This window comes from Roseovarius sp. D22-M7 (genome assembly GCF_037083785.1).
Classification (GTDB): domain Bacteria; phylum Pseudomonadota; class Alphaproteobacteria; order Rhodobacterales; family Rhodobacteraceae; genus Roseovarius.
Genome location: NZ_JBAPKY010000018.1, coordinates 31196 through 47256 on the forward strand (window position 1 = coordinate 31196; position 16061 = coordinate 47256).

Sequence of the window (16061 nt, forward strand, 5' to 3'; positions counted from 1 at the left end):
CGCGCGTCAGCGGCGCGTTTTGCCGCGCCGGGCAGGCCTCGCAGATTTGGCCGCAGTTGCCGCAGTATTCGGCGCCCCCGCCGAAGTGCCAGTCTGCGAGGGCGCCGAGGCGTTTTTTTCCTGTTCCAGATGCAGGCCCGGGGCCACGTAGCGCAGCTGGAACGCCTCGAAGATCGGCACGATCTCCAGAAGCGCGTCGAGCCCCTCGGGCGAAAGCTCGGCCGGTGCGCCCGCCTCGTCATGCACCCCCGCCCAGTCATCCACCGCCACGCGCGCCAGCGCCTTAGCCAGCGCGATGCCGCGCGCATTGGCGCTGGCCTCCTCGGGCAGGTCCGCGAGGATCGGCTCCTCGCGGGCGCGGTTCATCAGCGAGGTGGTGATCGGGGCCACGCGCAGTTGCACGCCGTGCCCGAGATCGAGCCAGTCGGAGGTTTGGTTGAGGTCGAGACGGATCATCAGGTCCCTCCATGTGTTTCAACATCGTTGAGCAGGGCGACCTCGAGCATGACGCCGGCCGCATCGGCGGCGGCTCGCCACTCGAAACTCGCCTCGACCCCGGCGGGGCCGGTGATCGCATATTTGGGTTTGGGCAGGTGGACCTGCGGCAGGGTGAAGCTCAGCGCGTAACCCGGGGCCATCGAGAAGCCGTAGACCAGCGCCACCGGATCGCCGCTGGCGGCCTCGGCGACCAGCGTCTCGCCGTCAAAGCGCACGGTCAGCGATCCCTCGCAGGTCGCGAGCGTGGGATCCGCGCCATCGATCCGGCCATCCTCACGAATGGAGCGCACCCGCTCGATCCCGTTGGAGAAGGTTAGCGAGCCGGCTGTCACACCCGCGAGCGGGGTCCCTGCGCGGCTGATGCGCCCGCGCCCCTGGCTGAAGCGGCGCAGCTCGAAGGCGGTGGGGTTGGCCTCCAGCGTCGAATTTTCGGTCTCCTCGCCTTGCGCGACCACCGAGACGGTGGCATTGGCCGGCCCTTCCTGGCCCATCTGGAAGGACAGCTCCTCGAGCACCGCGCCCGGATGGCGAAAGAAGACCGGGCTCGTGAGCTTGGGGTGCCCGATCTCGAGGAGAAAGGACGGCAGCGTGTCGGCCCCGCTGCGCCAGACATGGCGATACCCACCGCCGGTAAGCGTTGGCGCCGAGCGCACAGCCGTCGAGGCGGCCAGCGTGAAGGCATTGCCCTCCGGGCCGGGCGTGGCGTGCGTGATCCCCAGCGCCGTGTCGTCTTCCACGGCATAGGTGGCCGCGGCGATGGCCGGATCGGTGGCCGCGTTCAGGTCAGCGGCCAGCGTGGTGAGCGTGTCCGCCAGCGTGGCGCCGATCTCCGTCTCGTTTCCCGCCGCCACGCCCGCAACAAAGCCCCATGTCACCCCGTTCAGCGTGAAAGTGTCGCCCGGGACGGGGATCTGTGCAAAGCTCAAAAGCCCCGTCGCCGCCTGCGGGGTCGTCTCGGGATCGCCGAACAGCGCCGTCATCCACCAGCCTGTGCCCTGCAGATCGAACGGGATCTCGAGCTGGCCCTCATCGGTGACCAGCCCGCGATAGGGCGCCTGCGCGTTGCGCCCGCGTCCCAGCAGCGGGTCATCGCCGAGCGGGATGCTCGCCGACAGGTCTGCCGTCTTGAAATCGAGCCGGCGCACGGGACCAATAGTTGCGCCGCCATATTGCGTCTCGCGCACGGCCTTGAGTGTGGCATCGGCGCCGTAGGCGCGTTGCTTGCCCATGGGCATCCTCCTGTGATCTCGGAATGTGTCTTGTGGTTTTGGTGTCTGCGCGCCTCTCGGGCGCGCTCAGCCGGTCAGCGGATCGCTGACCTGGTAGTCCAGCGTGACCGCGAGGGTGGCGGCCAGAAATGGCGCGCCGCCCTCCACCGGCACCGGCTGCAGCTCCGGCGCCGAGGGCGTCATCAACTCGACGCGCCCGCCGAGGCTGTCATCCTGCGCCAGTGCGGCCCCGATGCGCGTGAGCAGCGCGTCGAGCGCCGCCTCCGGCGCGCCGGGCGGCATGAACGCCTCGATCTCCACGCGGTGGCTATACCACGCCCGCCACGGGCTCAGCGTCACGTCCGGCGCGCCCGGCTCACCGTCGCGCAGGATCACCAGCCCGCCTGTCGGCACCCGCTCGGGTAGCGTCGCATTGCGCCGCACCTCGGCGCCGGCGCGCGCGGCCAGCTGCGCCGTCAGCGCAGAAAGGATCGTCTCGCGGGTCGAGGGCATTGGAAGGCTTCTCAGATCTGGTTACTGAAAGTGGATGGGCATGCAGATCGCAGCTTGGCCCGTAGCGAGCTGCGACGATTACGGAGCGTCGAGAGGCTCGGCCAGGGTCAAGGCCGAACGCTGGATGCCGCCATCTCGCGTGTATAGCGTCGCGTTGTCCGCACCCGAGAGGATATCGGGCCACACCGAGAAATCCGCAAACTGGCGCATGAATGGCACAGTTCCACAGCCCGGGACTGTGCATTCCGGCCGCCCTTTCGGACAGCGGTTGAAGTTGCAAAGGCGTCCAAGATAGGCATCTGTTCCCGGCTCGAACAGGAAGATGTCGATCTGATGATCCGCAACGCCAAAGTCCGGCTGCTGTTCATGCTCCCTTCGGAGCGCCGCTGCCTTTGCGCGCCTCAACGCGCCAAGATTGGTCAAGTCATCGAGCCATAGAGCCAGGTCCAGATCCTTGCATTCATGCCAAAGGGGTATTCCACGACGCCGGTATGGCGCGAAACGCGGGACTTCCTTCCACAGGGGCTTGGCAACCGACCCGATGACCGCGATCGTCATCACCTCAGGGAAAGTCGACCATGCCTCCGTCACCACATCTGCTGCTCGCCGAAACTGCTGCTGGGCTTTCAGCAAAAAGGCGTTGTCCTGTTGCAATCTTACGGTCGTGGGCATGGTGTTTCACGGCGCGTTTTAACGTCAATCCTAACGGCACGTTACCTTTTGGGCCACCGGTTTGAAAGCAAGGCAGATCGGTTGCGCCGCTCTAACGGTTTGACCGATGTGCATTGACGCACCCAACCGTCACCCAAGCCGCCCGTCCACCCAGTTCACCACGATCAGTCTCGGCAGCGCGCCATGCGCCCGCTCTGTATCTCGGTCGAGATCCAGCCGTTTCGGGAGCTTGACCTGCGGCACCAGCAGGAAGATGGGCACCGTGGTTAGGCCGCGGCCGGTTTTCGAGCGTGAGGCCACCGCACGGCCACCCTTGTTCAGCCGCCCCTCGGCGACAAGCAGGCTCGGGCTGGAGCGGCGGTAGACAAAGCGCAGGCGCAGACCTGTGCGGCGCTCCCATTCGACCGGGCCGATCCGGCCGCCGCGGCGGGACTTGCCGGCGGCTGCTGTCGGGATCGTCAGCCAGAAGCCGTTGCGCGAGCGGATCAGCGGGCCGGTATCGTGGGCGCTGATAATGTCGGGCGCTTTCGACCAGACCAGCGCGGCGGCGTTCAGGCTGGGCTGACCCTTCGGATATTGCTCACTGCGGATCGTACGCGCCAGCCGCAGCCCCAGCCCTGCACCGGTGATCTGGCTCCGCCATGCGGTCTTGAGGCTGGTCCCGGCCTCGCGCGTGGCGGCCGTGACAGCCTTCTCGCCCGCCTTGATCTCGGCGGCCATCATGGTGGCAAGGTCGGGGGTGATGTCGAGTTTGAACTTCATGAGGATCACGCAGGCCTCAGGTCAATGGTCCAGACGAGCCGCTCGCGGTCGCGCACCGGCTCGCCCTGGATGAGAAACGCCTCGCCATCCATCTCGATCCGGTCGCCGGGACGCGGTTGAACCACCTCCGCCACGCGCAGATCGATGCGCGTGGTCTCCGACCAGATGCGCGCGTCGCCGAAGCTGGAGACGTCGTCCGCGCGGCGGGTGACCACGCGGATCAGGACGGGCGCACCCGCGTCCGAGATATAGACAGCATCGCGGGCGATGTTGGGATCGCCAAAGAGTGTGTCCATGGCAAGGGCGAAGATCGACATGGCCTTACCCGTCAGTTCGAGCTGTGCAGGCGGATCGCCAGCCGCGGGCGCTTGTTGACCGGCAGGATTGAGCTTTCCGTCATCAGGTCGATCCAGCGGCCCTTGGCGTCGATCATCTGGCGGGCATAGAGCGGCAGGCCGACGGTGTTGGCGGTCTCCAGCAGGTTCGCGGGACCGCCATAGGTGGTGAAGGTATCAAACGTGCCGAGCGGAAACGCGATGCCCTCGCCCGCGGGGATCAGTCGTTCCGAGCTGCCATTCGAGAGGGTGACCGAGCCGTTATATTCCTCGAACAGCATCCCCGCGAAAGGGAAAGCGCGGCGCATGTCGTCGCGCAGCGGCTGGCCGCCGGTGGCCGAGTAGAACTTGTAGGCGTCCTCGGTCTTGGGATGCGCGATCAGCTTGTCGAATAATTCCGAGCTGACCAGCGCATGGGCGGTGGTCATGGTCTCGCCCAGAAGGTTGTCCTCGATCCCGCGCAGGGTCTCGCGGACCTTGCCCTGGATATTGGTGCCAGCCGTGCCGAACACGAAGTCGACGGAGATCCGGGTGAGCCCGAACTCGGTGAAGTAGTCGTAGAGCGTGGTGCCCGCGCCGTCCTTCACGATGCCGCGCAGCGCGTTCATCTCCATGTATTCGCGGGTCTGGGCATGCTTGCGGCGCATGAGCGTGAGCTTGCGGTTCATCACCTCGACCAGCGGGTCCGCAGCGTCCGACACGCCCAGCGCGGGCATGCCCTGAATATCCGAAGGCAGGATCACATCGTCATGCGGGATCCACGGCAGGGCAAAGCTGCGCATGGAGCGCTGCTCGCGGTTGCCGACCGTGGCGGGCGCGCCGAGCGGGACCGAGGGCAGCAGGCTGAGGACGCCCTCGCGCTGCTCGATCACGATGGAGCGTTGCGTGACGCCCTCGAAGCGATAAAGGCCGATCTGGCCGAGGCGGGTATAGAGGTTGGGCAGGATGTTGATGGCCTGCGTCATTTCGGCGAGCGAATAGCCGCCTGCGTCGAACGGGTTACGGGTGAGGGTCATGGAGATCTCCGGGGAAGGGATATAGGGAGGCGTGCCGCGCCGGGCCGTCAAGGAATGGCATGGTTGAAGCAATCAGGCCGTGTCGCGCACAATGATCCCGAGGGCCGCCAGCTGGCTGATCTTGGTGGTGATCTTGGTCGCGTCATCGACGGTGCCGTCGTAAGCCAGCGCCGCGCGCGACACGATCGCGGGGCCGCGCATGAGCACGACGCCGACGGCATCGCCGGGCGTGGCATCGACCGCGTAGAGCAGCACGGCCCCGGCGGTCTGCGCGCCGTCAGTTCCGCCTGAGGTTGCCAGCTTGTATTCGCCGTTCACGGTGATTTTACCCAGCACTGAGCCGACCGGGTACGGCATGCCCTGCAGCAGCATGACGGTCTCGCGGGTGTAGTTGGGGTTGACCTCGTATTTGAGGACATCGCCCATGGTGGGTGGTTGGGTCAGAACGGGCATGGTGGCGATCCTGTATCAGGGGAACAAAAGACATCCCCCACCGGGGATGCGGCGGGGATCGGTTGCGCGGCGCAGGACGGTTCGGTTGCGGGTCAGGCTTTCGTGCTGGTCGCGACCGCGCGTTTTGCGGCCGCCACAATCGGGCTTTCCTGCGCCTGCGGCAGGACCGGCGACGGCGGGGCGGCGACGATATCGCGGGCGTCGGTTGCGGCGCTGGCGCGCTTGAGGACAAGACTGCGCAGGGCCTCCGGCGTGGTGCCCTCGCGCAGCGCTTTCGCCGCGTCGATGGCAACCCCGAGGCGGCTCGCCTGTGCGGCGATCTCGGTGATTTCCACCGCCTCCTGGCGCAGCTGCGCCGAAAGCTCAGCCAGATTGCCGGGTCCGGGCTGCGAGGACGTTTGATCCATTGCTGATGCCTGTGGAGATGCCGGTGAAGATGCGGATGCGACCCCGGGCGCTGGTGTGGCTGGCGCAGCCGCCGCATCAGGCGTGTGCGGTGTGCCGGTTGCCTCGAGAGACGCGCTATCTTCGGATCGATCAGGCGCAGCATTTCTCTCGTCGTCCTGCTGCACATTGTCGACGCTGTCTTGCTGCGTGGTCTCATTATCTGGCGCATGGGCCATGGCGGTCTCCTTTCGGGTGGTGGTTTGGGGGCTGGATCGGGATGGCATTGCTGCCCGTGTGGCCGAACGCGGCCGGGTTTGCGTGTGTGCGACATGCGCGCGAAAGCTGGCGAAGCCGCGCGCGAGATCGCTGATCTCGTCGGCCAGCCCCGCCGTGACAGCATCGGTCCCACGATAGATCGCGGCCTCGGTCGCGAGCGCGGCGTCCTGGCTCAGGGGCCCGGCGCGACCCGCGGCGACGGTCTCGGCGAAGAGAAACCGCAGCACATCGATCTCGCCCTGGATGTCGTCGCGGACCGCGTCCGGCAGCGGTGCGTAGGGGTTGCCGTCGACCTTGTGGGATCCCGCATGGATCAGCGTCACGCGCACGCCGTCCCGGTCGAGCTGGCCGCTGAGATCGGCATGCATCACGACAACTCCGATGCTGCCCACCGCGCCGGTGCGCGGCAGCAGGATGCGGTTTGCTTGAGAGGCCAGCGCATAGCCCGCCGAGAAGGCGTGTTCGGCCACGAAGGCCCAGACCGGCTTGTCGCGGCGGAGCGCGCGGATGCGGTCGGCCAGATCGAACACCCCGGCCACCTCGCCGCCGGAGCTGTCGATCTCCAGCGCCACGCCGCGCACGGACGGGTCGCTGGCCGCCGCTTCGATCTGCGCGGCAATTCCCTCATAGCTGGTCTGGCCGGAGGATTCCCCGATCCAGCCGCCGCGATGAATCAACACCCCGGAGATCGCGATCACGGCGATCCCATCCAGGACCGGAAATGGCGCCTCGCCATGCTGGCGATAGCGGTCGGCAAGCCCACCGGTGAGGAGGCTGGCCTGGGCGGAGAGAGTAGCGATGCCGGACATGTCGACCGTGCTGTCTTGATCGGCAAGTTCGACCTGCCGCCCCAGAATCCGCGGGCCAAGTCCCGACAGGAACGCCATGGCCTTGGATGGCTCGACCAGCAGCGGCGTGTTGAAGGCGCGCGCGGCAATGCGGGCGTGAAGCATCAGGGCTGGTCCTCGTCTGGGCGCGGGCGGGTCTCCGCGGTGTCGTCATCGTCGTCTGCGTCGTCGGACGGGGTCCCGTCTCGATCATCCCCATGAACCGGCACGTCCGCGGCGCCCTGCGCGGGCGAGCCGGGGCGGCGGAAGTCGAGGCCCAGTGCGCGCTCGCGGGCATGTTCCGCGGCGATCTCGCGGTCGACCTGTTCGGCGTCAAAGCCGCGCTCGGCGATGGCCTGCGTGCGGGATTTGAGCCCCGCCTCGATCTGGACGATCTCGGCATTGGCGTCCTTGAGAGGGTCGACCCAGTCCCATTTGGTCGGCAGCCAGTCGGCGGTGAGCAGCCGGGATCGGTTGGTCTCGTAATCCGGCAAGGTCAGCGCGCCCGACAAGACGGCCGCATCCATCCAGCGCGCATAGAGCGGACGGCACAGCTGGTAGACCATGACCGAGTGCTGCCAGGCCGAAACACGACGGCGGAACTCGATCAGTGCCAGCCGTGAGTTGGAGAAGTTGCCCTTCACCATGTCATTGGCAAGGTATGGGTATGGAATGCCCAGAGCCGCCGATATCTGCAGCAGCGTGCGGTACTGGAAGGGCTCGTAGGTGGCCCCGCTGTCGGCGGGCTGGCCCACGGTGACATCCTCGCCCGGATCGAGCCGCACGATCTGGCCGGGGCTGATCTCGAGGCCGGCATCCGACTCGTCCTCCGGCGGTGCAAGCGGGTTTTCCGGCGCGGGGGAGGTCACGAACATCGCGTACATCGCCGCGACCTTTTTGCGGTCGAGCTCGGCGTCGTCGTATTGATCGAGCAGGAAGAGCTTCACGATCGCGGGCGCGAGTTTCGACACCCCGCGCAGCTGACCCCCTTCGACCGGGTCGATCACGTGGATCACCTCGGCGGCCGGCACCCGCGTGATCTCGCCGGCGAGGCCAGGCTCCGTGCTGTCGCCAGGATGACGGCGCAGGAAGTGATAGGCCACGCGCCGCCCGATCCGGTCGAACTCGATCCCCTGGCGGATCGCGTTGCCATTGGCCGCCGTCCCGCTCTGCTCCAGTGGCAGCATTTCCGCCGGCAACATCTGCAGCTGCAGCGGCACGCGCAGCCCGTCTTCCGGGCGCCGGGGCCGGATCCGAAAAAACACCTCGCCGGCGATGAAGACCTCGCGCGCGGCCCGGCGCTGCAGCCCGTAGAAGTCGGTCAGCCCCTCGGCATCGGCCTCGTCGGTCCAGGCCAGCCACAGCCGCTGCAGCTCTTCCTTGCGGGCTGGATCCGCGATCTTCGAGATCGGCTTGATCCCGTCGCCCGCGGTATTGGCGGCCCAGCTTTCCACCGCATTCACCGCGTAGCCATTGTTGCGCACCAGCCAGCGCGCCCGGGCGGTGATGTCGGGCCCCGAGGCCGCGATCAGCGCGTTGACATGCGCGCGGGTGGCACGAAATCCCCGCAGCCGACGGTGGTGCTGGCCCGCGTCGAACCCGCCGATGAAGGCGCCGAGGCGTTGCCGCCAGTTCATCGCGGTCATCACAGGTCCTTTGCGGCATACGGGCGGAGGATGCGGCGGCCGGTGCGTTCCAGCGATGCGATCCGCCGCTCGATATCCGCGATCGCGGCCGCCAGTTCCGCGTCCGAGCCATAGGTCACGGTCTTGCCGTCATAGCTCACGCTGCGCGTGCCGCTGTAGCGCGCGGCCAGCAGTGCGCCGTGGTGGCGTTTGAGATCGTCGAGGGTCATGCTCATTCCATGTATTTTGGCGTGCTCACCCGCCAGCCGCGCCGCCGGGGTGTCGTCACGCGCCCCGCCTGAGGCTCGGTGGGTGTCTCGGGTGCCGCGTCCGGCTCGGGGGCGGCGGTCTCCACCCCGGCCTGTTGCTCGAGGCTCTGCCACATCCGCGCGTCAAACCGGTCTGCGCCGAGGATCCAGGCCGCGGCCCGGGCATAGATGCGGGTATCGAGCGCCTCGTTGCGCTCGCGCAGCTTTTGCCATTCCTGGCGCGCGTAGCCGCGCTTGTTGCGGATCGTGACCAGTTGCTCGGCCACCAGCTGCTTGAGCCATTCGCTGTCGGCCCAGTCCGGCAGATGGACTGTACCGGGCGGGTTGAGCACGCCGTTGGCGCGCTGCTCGTCGCTCGGCGTCTCCAGCCGCAAATGGCGGTAGGTCTCGGCCTTGAAGGTGGCCGTGGCCACGGTCCAGAGCCGGGCGCCGCGCTTGAGCTTGCGCCCGTTGACCGTGGCATCCACGAAGGTCGGCCCCGACACGGGCGTGGCGCGGTTGAAGCCTTCCATGCCCTTCACCGGCGCGACCTGTGCCGTGCCCTGCTGACGCGCCCAGGCATAAACGGCCGCAGACTCGTAGCCGGTATCGATCGCGAGCTTCGCCAGCGTCATCACCGCGCCGTGCTCATGCACCCATGTCCGGCCCAGCAGCGCGGTGAGCGCCTCCCAGCAGGCCGGGTCATCCGGCCCACCCGGGATGACGATGTGATCGACCAGCCAGCTTGTGCCGCCGCGCCCCCAGGCCCAGACATCGACCTCGATACGGTCCTTCTGCACGTCAGCCCCGGCGGTCAGGAACAGCCCGCCCGCGGGGATCTGTGCCGGGAAGGTCTCGCGCCGGTCGGCCAGACGCTGCCAGTCCGGGGCTTCGCCGCTTTCGACCCATGTCTCGCCCAGCAGCGTGTTGCGCGCCGCGCGCAGCATCTCGTCGGAGCCCTGGGCGGCCAGCCAGTCGCGCGCGATCTGCGCCCAGCTTTTCCAGCCGATCGGCGAATAGAGCGCCGAGAGGTGGAACCCGATGGCCTTGGGATCCGCGGGGTCCGCTGTGGCACGCCATTCGCCCGCTTCCAGCATCGCCGTCTTGTGATGCTCGGCAATGGGCGTCTCGCAGCCCGCGCAGGTGTACGCGGCGGTGTCCGGCTGATCCTTCTGCCAACGCAGGCGCTCGAACTGCAGCCATTGCATATGGCCACAATGCGGGCACGGCACGAAGTAGCGCCGCTGATCGGAGGACTCGAACTCGCGCTCGATGCGCGAAAGCCCCCGGATGGTCGGCGTCGAGACCATGAATACCTTGCGCCGATGCGCAAAGGTCGTGGTCCGGGCCTCGGCCAGCGTGACCGGGTCGCCTTCCTCGTCGGCCGAGGCCGGATAGGCATCCACCTCGTCGAGAAAGATGTAACGCGCGGGCATCGAGCGCAGGCCCGTTGCCGAGTTGGCGCCGGTCAGCACGAGGATGCCGCCTGGGAACTCCTTGGACAGCATCGAGTTGCCCGCGTCGCGCGAGCGCGCGGGCTGCACGCGTTCCTTCAGCGCGGCGCTGTCCGCAATCAGCGGGTCGATCCGCCCGCGTGAGGTACGTTTGGCCATCTCCACCGTGGGCAGCACCGCCAGCATCGGCCCCGGCGCGTGGTTGATCACGAACCCGATCCAGTTATTGCCCGCTTCCGTGGCCCCGACCTGTGCGGCTTTCATGAACGAGATGCGCTGTGCGGGATGGCCGGGCGAGAGCGCATCCATGATGGCGCGCAGGTACGGCGTGCGGGCGGTCCGATACCGTCCCGGCTCGGCCGAGGCACGCGAGGACAGCCAGCGATGTGCATCCGCCCATGCCGAGACTGTGAGATCCGCGTCGGGGCGCACGCCGCGCCGCCAAGCGTGCAGGATGTCTTCGGCGCCGTCGAACCCGAGGTCGAGATCCGCGGTCAGGTCGTCGTCGGTCAGTCCCTCGTCATGATCTGCGTCATTCAAGCGAGACCCGGAGGTCGGCCAGGGCGTCGAGTTGTTCGCGGACATGGGTTTCCAGCACCCTTTGCAGGATCGCCGTCTCGATCGTCACGGGCGTCCCGGATGCAGTCTCCATGTCGGCGGACAATTGCGCGGCCATCAGCGCCGCCACGCGCGTGGGCCAGGTAATCCAGACATCGCGCTCCAGCCGCGCGAGGCGAAACACCAGCGTCTCGGCGCGGGCGCGATCGACCAGCGCGCCTTTCTTGCGCTGGATCGCGAGCTGGCGCTCCTGTGCCTGGTAGACCGTCAGCGCCGTGCGGGCCTTCAGGTACGAGGCGCTGTCGCCGGGGCCGGAGACGGTGCCGGCAGTGTCACCACTCCCGACACCACCGGCGGACCGGTGCTGCTGATCCGGATCGGTCATCTCTGCCCGCCGCGCATCCGAGGCCGCGGCATTGATCGAGCCATCCGGATAAAGCACCAGCCGCCCGGTCTTGCGCGCCTTCTGCACGGCCCCGCGCGACAGCCCGGACCGGGCGGCATAGGCACGCTCAGAGAGACCTTCCACGACCCAATGCGCTCCGTTAGTCTATTGAAGATAAACGATAAAGATCGTCTAATTCAGTTGATTACGTTCCGGATCGGAGCGATTCTCGGATCAGGACAACACAGCCTGACCGGAGACACGCCCATGACCATCGCCCAACGCTACAACACCGAGGCTGCCCGCCTGCTGCCGCATATGGCGGAAGACCTCGCGGTCGATCCCGCGATCACCACGGCAAACAACATAGACGAGATCGTCTTTCGCCGCAGCGAATTCCTCGGCGGGATGGCCTGCGCCATCCTCGCAATGCTCGAACAGCAGGACGGAGAGACCGCATGACCGCCATCACCACCATCCGCATCGATCACGACACGCTGCCCGCCCGGTTTGACAGCAAGAACCCCAATGCTGTCGCAGACGCCATCGAGGCCGCACTGCGCGACAACGGCATGACCGCCGAGGCGTCGGACGTGATCTCGCATCTCAAGATCGAACTGCCTACCAGTCAGCTTGCCGCCGCCAGCACCGTGCTGGCCGGCATGCGGCTGATATGATCGGCATCGGGGCAGAAAGCAATCTTATAATCCTGATTTGCCTACACTTTCCGACCCGCCAGAGCGATCATGATGCTACGGAAGCGATGCAACTCACCCAACGGAGCCAGACCATGACCAGCCTGAACCCGCAAACCACGCCCCGCCACCAGCTCCGCGCCGAGAAGGCCCGACGCAACAAGGAGGCAGCCTTGAACGCCTTCATCGGCAAGAAGGCAGAGATCGACGAGAGGCTCGCGCGCCTGCAGGCGCTCAGCGACGATCACTTCAACTGCCACCCCGACGAGGTGGGCTGGGCCATGGTCGGAACCCTCGAGCACTATAACGGCCTGCTCAAGCGTATCACAGACAGCGCTTTCGGCGAGGGCGAATACGCCCGCTAGCTTTTCCAATCCCCGGAGAAGGGTGCGGCCTGCCTTCGCGGCGGGCTTCACCCGGTAGGAGGCCGCGCAATCCCGCGCCGCCCTGTCAGAACCGGAGGTCCTCATGCTCAAACTCACCGATACCCAGACCATCGTCCTCAATCGCGCGGCCACGCGCCCCGGCAATCTGGCCATGCCGCTGCCCGACGGGCTGCACGGGGCCGCCGCGAAGAAAGCCGTGGCTGCGATGATCTCGCGCGGCTGGCTCCAAGAGGTCGAGGCGGATCTGCGCCTCGGTGATCCACTTTGGCGCGAGACCGGCGATGGTCATGGTACTACGCTGGTCGCCACCGAGGCCGGGCTCGAAGTGATCGGGATCGAGCCGGTCGTGGCCAGCACAGTGCCCAATCCACGCAAGACCAAGCCGGATCCCGCGCCGACGCCCCAATCGCCCGATGCCCCGAAACCCGTCGCCGTCCGGGCGGGCACGAAACAGGCCCAGATCATCGCGCTGCTTCAGCGGCCCGAGGGGGCGTCCATTGGTGAGATCGTCGAGGTGACGGGATGGGCACCGCATTCAGCGAGAGGCATGATCTCGGGCGGGCTCAAGAAGAAGCTGGGTCTTGCGATCACTTCAGCGAAGGAACAAGGACGGGGAACGGTGCATCGGCTCACGTGACAGGATCCTACGCTACCGCCGGTCAGGCATATTGCGGAACTACCAAGTCCGACTGAAAGACTCAGATGACGGCTTTGAGCCCACTTCCGCCCTTCATCGGTCTACCGATATGCTGCAGCGAAGCCTGCCCATTGTGGAAATTCGCGGCAGAGTATCCCCGCCAATCCATGTGCTGGCCCCGCCGATGAAGCTGCCAAATCGGCTTGAAACGCCGTCCGGATGCTCAACATGGAGAAAGAGTGACGATGTGCCTTGGCGGGACTCGCCTGCGCTATTCCATGCCTTCTACGATCAAATCGGCACACGAATCGGCCACTTCCGACTGATACTTTTCGCTCACATTGTCGACCCAGCCAGCCTCGACCACGAAGTTGTCACGCTGATAGCTCCGTTCTTCCTTTAACAAGGCGATCTGTTCCGGCTCTCGCTCGGCCTTGGCGACGCAGAGGGGTGTGAACGCCTGAACGACGGCTGATTCCGCACTGGCGGATTGCATCTCGGACGCTGTTCCACCAGTCACCCATCCTCCCCAGGCAAATCCGATCACAATCGCGACGATGGCGCCACCTATGGCACCCCAAACTGCGGGTTTGGTAGCTTCGGGAATATTCATTGCTGATCCTTTTTCTGTGAGCTCCCGCCCATGGAGGAGCTGCCTGCAAAGACGGGAGTCTTGAGCAATAACGCACTTTACTCTCTGACGTGATCAAAGAGGATCATAAAAAAAACGCGAGCACACGACTGTTAATGACGTTTCTGATGGCCACGCGCGCGAGGCGTGCATTGCACGATTCCAAGCCTGCTGAGGGCGTAGATGAAACGACGGACCCGGCCAAACGTCAGCATCCGGCAGTGTCCCAACGATTGGTGTAAGAGGCCGCGCGCGGAGCCCCCGGCGTAGCGCAGCGCGCGGCCGGTGGTGACGCTGGCGGTCACCGTCGATCTTCGGCAAAGGTTTGGGTTGCAAAACTCGAAACCAAAGACGGAGATGACGATGACCGATGAGAGAATGGCACTGCTTGAACTGGTTGAACAGCAGGCCGATGGCGATCTTGTGCGTGAAATGCTGGCCTTTGCGGCCAGCCGGATCATGGAAGCCGAGGTGGAGACGCAGACCGGCGCGGCCAAGGGTGCGCGTTCGCCCCTGCGGGAAGTTCAGCGAAACGGATACCGCGACCGCGATTGGGACACCCGGGCGGGTCGCATCCCGCTGGAGATCCCGAAGCTGCGCAAGGGCAGCTACCTTCCCAGTTTCCTCGAACCGCGGCGCACGGCCGAGAAGGCCCTCGTGGCTGTGATACAGGAAGCCTACGTTCAGGGGATTTCCACCCGCTCGGTGGACGATCTGGTCAAGGCCATGGGCGCGGGCGGCATGTCGAAGAGCCAGGTTAGCCGGCTCTGCGCCGAGATCGACGAGCGCGTGAACACGTTCCTGTCGCGGCCCTTGGAGGGGGCCTGGCCCTACCTCTGGCTCGATGCAACCTACGTGAAGGCGCGCGATGGTGGCCGGATCGTAAGCCGTGCCGTGATAGTGGCCGTGGCAGTCAACGAGGACGGCAAGCGCGAGGTTCTGGGTGTCGCGACCGGTCCATCCGAGGCCGAGACGTTCTGGACCGACTTCCTGCGCTCCCTGGCCGACCGCGGCCTGCGCGGCGTGAAGCTTGTGATCGCCGATGACCACAAGGGGCTGCGCGCGGCCGCACGCCGGGTCTTCAACGCGACCCACCAGCGCTGTCGGGTTCACTGGATGCGCAACGCCCTGGCGCATGCTCCGGCCAAGCAGCGCACGGCCGTGGCGGCGATGCTCAAGACGATCTTCGCCCAGGAAAGCAAGGCCGACGCGGAAGCCCAGTGGGACACCGTCGCCGACGCGCTGCGAGAAAAGCAGGACAAGCTCGGCACCTTCATGGACGCCTCGCGCGACGACGTCCTCGCCTACATGGACTTCCCACGCGAGCATTGGACCCAGATTGCGTCGACGAACCCGCTGGAGAGGGTGAACCGCGAGATCAAGCGGCGCACTGACGTCGTGGGCATCTTCCCGAACGACGACGCCATTATCCGGCTCGTCGGGGCGATCATGCTCGAGACCAATGACGAATGGACGGTCGCGCGCCGATACATGAGTCTTGAAACCCTCGCGCGCGTGAACGACAATCCCAACATCAGGTTGCCCGCCGTGGCGACCTGATCAGATCTGGACCTTTCCGAAGGTCGGCGTTCTTACACCACGCCACGGGGCACTATCCAGCATCCGGCTCAAGGAAGACCCCCAACCGCGACACTTTCGGGTCGGTCTGCTTTCGAGGATGTCGGGTTTGGAAAGGTTCGATTTATCAGCCCATGACATTAGCGACAGCTCGTCTGTCGATCTCTCCGTCGGGCATCCGGCAGAAGCGCAACGGCCATCTCGCACGTGCAGGGAACGGCCGGACGGTCCCGCACAGCTGACGCATGCTATCGTCTTTGCGCGGCATCGAACAGCCTGCGCAGCGCGTAACCGCGCAGGAGCGACATGCCGGTGAATACCCCGCCCAGCGCCAGGTTCTCGCCGAGGCTCGCCTGCAGACCGAACAACGGAAACACCACGATCTGCGTGGCGACCGCGAGCGCATATCCCACAACGACATTTGTGGCAGCTTCGACAAGCGACATGCGGCGGGACTGGGTCATTCAGTTCATCCCGTCGCGGGCAGGTCATCAAGGATACGGTCTGCGATCCGGCCCACGTTGACGACGATGCCCCCGTTCTTGCTGGCCTCGATCACGAGATGAGCAGCGTCGGCACCTTGAAGAAACCTGCATCGGTGCTTTTGGCCGGGCGTGTCCTCAACCTTGTCGATCAACCACAGGAGTCCCATGCAGTGGCGCGGATGGCCTACCGTGGTGCGCAGGAATGGCGACAGATGCTCCTGCAACAGTTGAAATGCGATCGAAGGCCCATAGCCGATGTTGCGCAATTCCTGTGACGCGGCAATCGCCACCACGTCGCGCCAGCCATACAAGCGCTCCTTTCCCGGCGACGGTGTATGCTCCGGGCGAAATCCGTTGCGCGATATGGCCTGGTTCAGATCATCGCGCGGGATCGGAATTGCCTGTACGAGATCGCCCACTCTCCAGTGCATG

The 16061-nt window shown here is 66.0% G+C and carries 21 protein-coding genes; 5 read left to right on the forward strand and 16 right to left on the reverse strand.

Annotated elements, in window-relative coordinates; all coding sequences use genetic code 11:
- Positions 1-6: 6 nt before the first annotated feature.
- The 13 genes from V8324_RS10015 to V8324_RS10075 form a co-directional block, all read right to left on the reverse strand.
- Entirely contained in the window at positions 7-456 is a 450-nt protein-coding gene (locus V8324_RS10015; RefSeq protein ID WP_336419794.1) for a hypothetical protein, read from the reverse strand.
- On the reverse strand, positions 456-1727 hold the full coding sequence (locus tag V8324_RS10020; protein ID WP_336419795.1) for a phage tail tube protein: 1272 nt from the start codon (positions 1725-1727) through the stop codon (positions 456-458). The genes V8324_RS10015 and V8324_RS10020 overlap by 1 nt, the downstream gene beginning before the upstream one ends.
- A 66-nt stretch (positions 1728-1793) precedes the next feature.
- Positions 1794-2219, reverse strand: coding sequence for an acyl-CoA transferase (locus V8324_RS10025; RefSeq protein ID WP_336419796.1), 426 nt, complete (start codon positions 2217-2219; stop codon positions 1794-1796).
- 78 nt (positions 2220-2297) lie between these two features.
- Positions 2298-2891: a hypothetical protein gene (locus V8324_RS10030; RefSeq protein WP_336419797.1), complete on the reverse strand. Its 594-nt coding sequence runs from the start codon at positions 2889-2891 to the stop codon at positions 2298-2300.
- A 129-nt stretch (positions 2892-3020) separates the two neighbouring features.
- Complete coding sequence (locus V8324_RS10035) at positions 3021-3653, reverse strand: DUF6441 family protein (RefSeq protein ID WP_336419798.1); 633 nt, start codon at positions 3651-3653, stop codon at positions 3021-3023.
- Positions 3654-3658: 5 nt separating this feature from the next.
- Positions 3659-3970: a head-tail joining protein gene (locus V8324_RS10040; RefSeq protein WP_336419799.1), complete on the reverse strand. Its 312-nt coding sequence runs from the start codon at positions 3968-3970 to the stop codon at positions 3659-3661.
- Between the two features lie 11 nt (positions 3971-3981).
- Positions 3982-5004: a major capsid protein gene (locus V8324_RS10045; protein ID WP_336419800.1), complete on the reverse strand. Its 1023-nt coding sequence runs from the start codon at positions 5002-5004 to the stop codon at positions 3982-3984.
- 72 nt (positions 5005-5076) lie between these two features.
- The gene (locus V8324_RS10050; RefSeq protein WP_336419801.1) at positions 5077-5457 is read right to left on the reverse strand and encodes a head decoration protein; all 381 of its coding nucleotides are present in this window, start codon (positions 5455-5457) and stop codon (positions 5077-5079) included.
- A gap of 92 nt (positions 5458-5549) precedes the next feature.
- Positions 5550-7073 (reverse strand): S49 family peptidase, encoded by a 1524-nt coding sequence (locus V8324_RS10055; protein WP_336419802.1) that lies wholly within the window; start codon positions 7071-7073, stop codon positions 5550-5552.
- Complete coding sequence (locus V8324_RS10060; RefSeq protein ID WP_336419839.1) at positions 7073-8584, reverse strand: phage portal protein; 1512 nt, start codon at positions 8582-8584, stop codon at positions 7073-7075. The genes V8324_RS10055 and V8324_RS10060 overlap by 1 nt, the downstream gene beginning before the upstream one ends.
- Before the next feature lie 8 nt (positions 8585-8592).
- Positions 8593-8802 carry a phage head-tail joining protein gene (locus tag V8324_RS10065; protein WP_336419803.1) on the reverse strand — a complete coding sequence of 70 codons (210 nt, stop codon included), beginning with the start codon at positions 8800-8802 and terminating at the stop codon, positions 8593-8595.
- Positions 8803-8804: 2 nt separating this feature from the next.
- Positions 8805-10859, reverse strand: a complete 2055-nt coding sequence (locus V8324_RS10070) for a phage terminase large subunit family protein (RefSeq protein ID WP_336419804.1) — start codon at positions 10857-10859, stop codon at positions 8805-8807.
- On the reverse strand, positions 10807-11361 hold the full coding sequence (locus tag V8324_RS10075; protein ID WP_336419805.1) for a hypothetical protein: 555 nt from the start codon (positions 11359-11361) through the stop codon (positions 10807-10809). Before V8324_RS10075 ends, V8324_RS10070 begins: the two co-directional genes overlap by 53 nt.
- A gap of 123 nt (positions 11362-11484) precedes the next feature.
- On the opposite strand from V8324_RS10075, the gene V8324_RS10080 reads away from it, so the two are divergent.
- The 4 genes from V8324_RS10080 to V8324_RS10095 all read left to right on the forward strand — a co-directional run bounded on the left by V8324_RS10080 (position 11485) and on the right by V8324_RS10095 (position 12935).
- Complete coding sequence (locus V8324_RS10080; protein WP_336419806.1) at positions 11485-11679, forward strand: hypothetical protein; 195 nt, start codon at positions 11485-11487, stop codon at positions 11677-11679.
- Complete coding sequence (locus tag V8324_RS10085) at positions 11676-11894, forward strand: hypothetical protein (RefSeq protein WP_336419807.1); 219 nt, start codon at positions 11676-11678, stop codon at positions 11892-11894. The genes V8324_RS10080 and V8324_RS10085 overlap by 4 nt, the downstream gene beginning before the upstream one ends.
- A 113-nt stretch (positions 11895-12007) precedes the next feature.
- Positions 12008-12277 carry a hypothetical protein gene (locus V8324_RS10090; RefSeq protein ID WP_336419808.1) on the forward strand — a complete coding sequence of 90 codons (270 nt, stop codon included), beginning with the start codon at positions 12008-12010 and terminating at the stop codon, positions 12275-12277.
- Between the two features lie 103 nt (positions 12278-12380).
- Positions 12381-12935 (forward strand): DUF3489 domain-containing protein, encoded by a 555-nt coding sequence (locus V8324_RS10095; protein ID WP_336419809.1) that lies wholly within the window; start codon positions 12381-12383, stop codon positions 12933-12935.
- A gap of 271 nt (positions 12936-13206) precedes the next feature.
- Here V8324_RS10095 and V8324_RS10100 read toward each other — a convergent pair whose 3' ends face one another.
- Positions 13207-13548: a hypothetical protein gene (locus V8324_RS10100; protein ID WP_336419810.1), complete on the reverse strand. Its 342-nt coding sequence runs from the start codon at positions 13546-13548 to the stop codon at positions 13207-13209.
- A 381-nt stretch (positions 13549-13929) separates the two neighbouring features.
- Between V8324_RS10100 and V8324_RS10105 the strand changes: the two genes are divergently transcribed.
- Positions 13930-15126: an IS256 family transposase gene (locus tag V8324_RS10105; RefSeq protein WP_336419840.1), complete on the forward strand. Its 1197-nt coding sequence runs from the start codon at positions 13930-13932 to the stop codon at positions 15124-15126.
- Between the two features lie 266 nt (positions 15127-15392).
- Here V8324_RS10105 and V8324_RS10110 read toward each other — a convergent pair whose 3' ends face one another.
- Both V8324_RS10110 and V8324_RS10115 read right to left on the reverse strand, forming a co-directional pair.
- Positions 15393-15608 (reverse strand): DUF7220 family protein, encoded by a 216-nt coding sequence (locus tag V8324_RS10110; protein ID WP_336419811.1) that lies wholly within the window; start codon positions 15606-15608, stop codon positions 15393-15395.
- 5 nt (positions 15609-15613) lie between these two features.
- Positions 15614-16060 carry a hypothetical protein gene (locus tag V8324_RS10115; protein ID WP_336419812.1) on the reverse strand — a complete coding sequence of 149 codons (447 nt, stop codon included), beginning with the start codon at positions 16058-16060 and terminating at the stop codon, positions 15614-15616.
- Position 16061: the final 1 nt, after the last annotated feature.

What these genes read in the sequence shown, in the direction of transcription:
- V8324_RS10025 (WP_336419796.1), bottom strand. Translation starts at nt 2,219, where the DNA reads ATGCCCTCGACCCGCGAGACGATCCTTTCTGCGCTGACGGCGCAGCTG.
- V8324_RS10070 (WP_336419804.1), bottom strand. Translation starts at nt 10,859, where the DNA reads ATGTCCGCGAACAACTCGACGCCCTGGCCGACCTCCGGGTCTCGCTTG.
- V8324_RS10065 (WP_336419803.1), bottom strand. Translation starts at nt 8,802, where the DNA reads ATGACCCTCGACGATCTCAAACGCCACCACGGCGCACTGCTGGCCGCG.
- V8324_RS10055 (WP_336419802.1), bottom strand. Translation starts at nt 7,073, where the DNA reads ATGCTTCACGCCCGCATTGCCGCGCGCGCCTTCAACACGCCGCTGCTG.
- V8324_RS10050 (WP_336419801.1), bottom strand. Translation starts at nt 5,457, where the DNA reads ATGCCCGTTCTGACCCAACCACCCACCATGGGCGATGTCCTCAAATAC.
- V8324_RS10115 (WP_336419812.1), bottom strand. Translation starts at nt 16,060, where the DNA reads ATGCACTGGAGAGTGGGCGATCTCGTACAGGCAATTCCGATCCCGCGC.
- V8324_RS10020 (WP_336419795.1), bottom strand. Translation starts at nt 1,727, where the DNA reads ATGGGCAAGCAACGCGCCTACGGCGCCGATGCCACACTCAAGGCCGTG.
- V8324_RS10085 (WP_336419807.1), top strand. Translation starts at nt 11,676, where the DNA reads ATGACCGCCATCACCACCATCCGCATCGATCACGACACGCTGCCCGCC.
- V8324_RS10060 (WP_336419839.1), bottom strand. Translation starts at nt 8,584, where the DNA reads ATGAACTGGCGGCAACGCCTCGGCGCCTTCATCGGCGGGTTCGACGCG.
- V8324_RS10095 (WP_336419809.1), top strand. Translation starts at nt 12,381, where the DNA reads ATGCTCAAACTCACCGATACCCAGACCATCGTCCTCAATCGCGCGGCC.
- V8324_RS10045 (WP_336419800.1), bottom strand. Translation starts at nt 5,004, where the DNA reads ATGACCCTCACCCGTAACCCGTTCGACGCAGGCGGCTATTCGCTCGCC.
- V8324_RS10035 (WP_336419798.1), bottom strand. Translation starts at nt 3,653, where the DNA reads ATGAAGTTCAAACTCGACATCACCCCCGACCTTGCCACCATGATGGCC.
- V8324_RS10105 (WP_336419840.1), top strand. Translation starts at nt 13,930, where the DNA reads ATGACCGATGAGAGAATGGCACTGCTTGAACTGGTTGAACAGCAGGCC.
- V8324_RS10110 (WP_336419811.1), bottom strand. Translation starts at nt 15,608, where the DNA reads ATGACCCAGTCCCGCCGCATGTCGCTTGTCGAAGCTGCCACAAATGTC.
- V8324_RS10090 (WP_336419808.1), top strand. Translation starts at nt 12,008, where the DNA reads ATGACCAGCCTGAACCCGCAAACCACGCCCCGCCACCAGCTCCGCGCC.
- V8324_RS10080 (WP_336419806.1), top strand. Translation starts at nt 11,485, where the DNA reads ATGACCATCGCCCAACGCTACAACACCGAGGCTGCCCGCCTGCTGCCG.
- V8324_RS10040 (WP_336419799.1), bottom strand. Translation starts at nt 3,970, where the DNA reads ATGTCGATCTTCGCCCTTGCCATGGACACACTCTTTGGCGATCCCAAC.
- V8324_RS10030 (WP_336419797.1), bottom strand. Translation starts at nt 2,891, where the DNA reads ATGCCCACGACCGTAAGATTGCAACAGGACAACGCCTTTTTGCTGAAA.
- V8324_RS10015 (WP_336419794.1), bottom strand. Translation starts at nt 456, where the DNA reads ATGATCCGTCTCGACCTCAACCAAACCTCCGACTGGCTCGATCTCGGG.
- V8324_RS10100 (WP_336419810.1), bottom strand. Translation starts at nt 13,548, where the DNA reads ATGAATATTCCCGAAGCTACCAAACCCGCAGTTTGGGGTGCCATAGGT.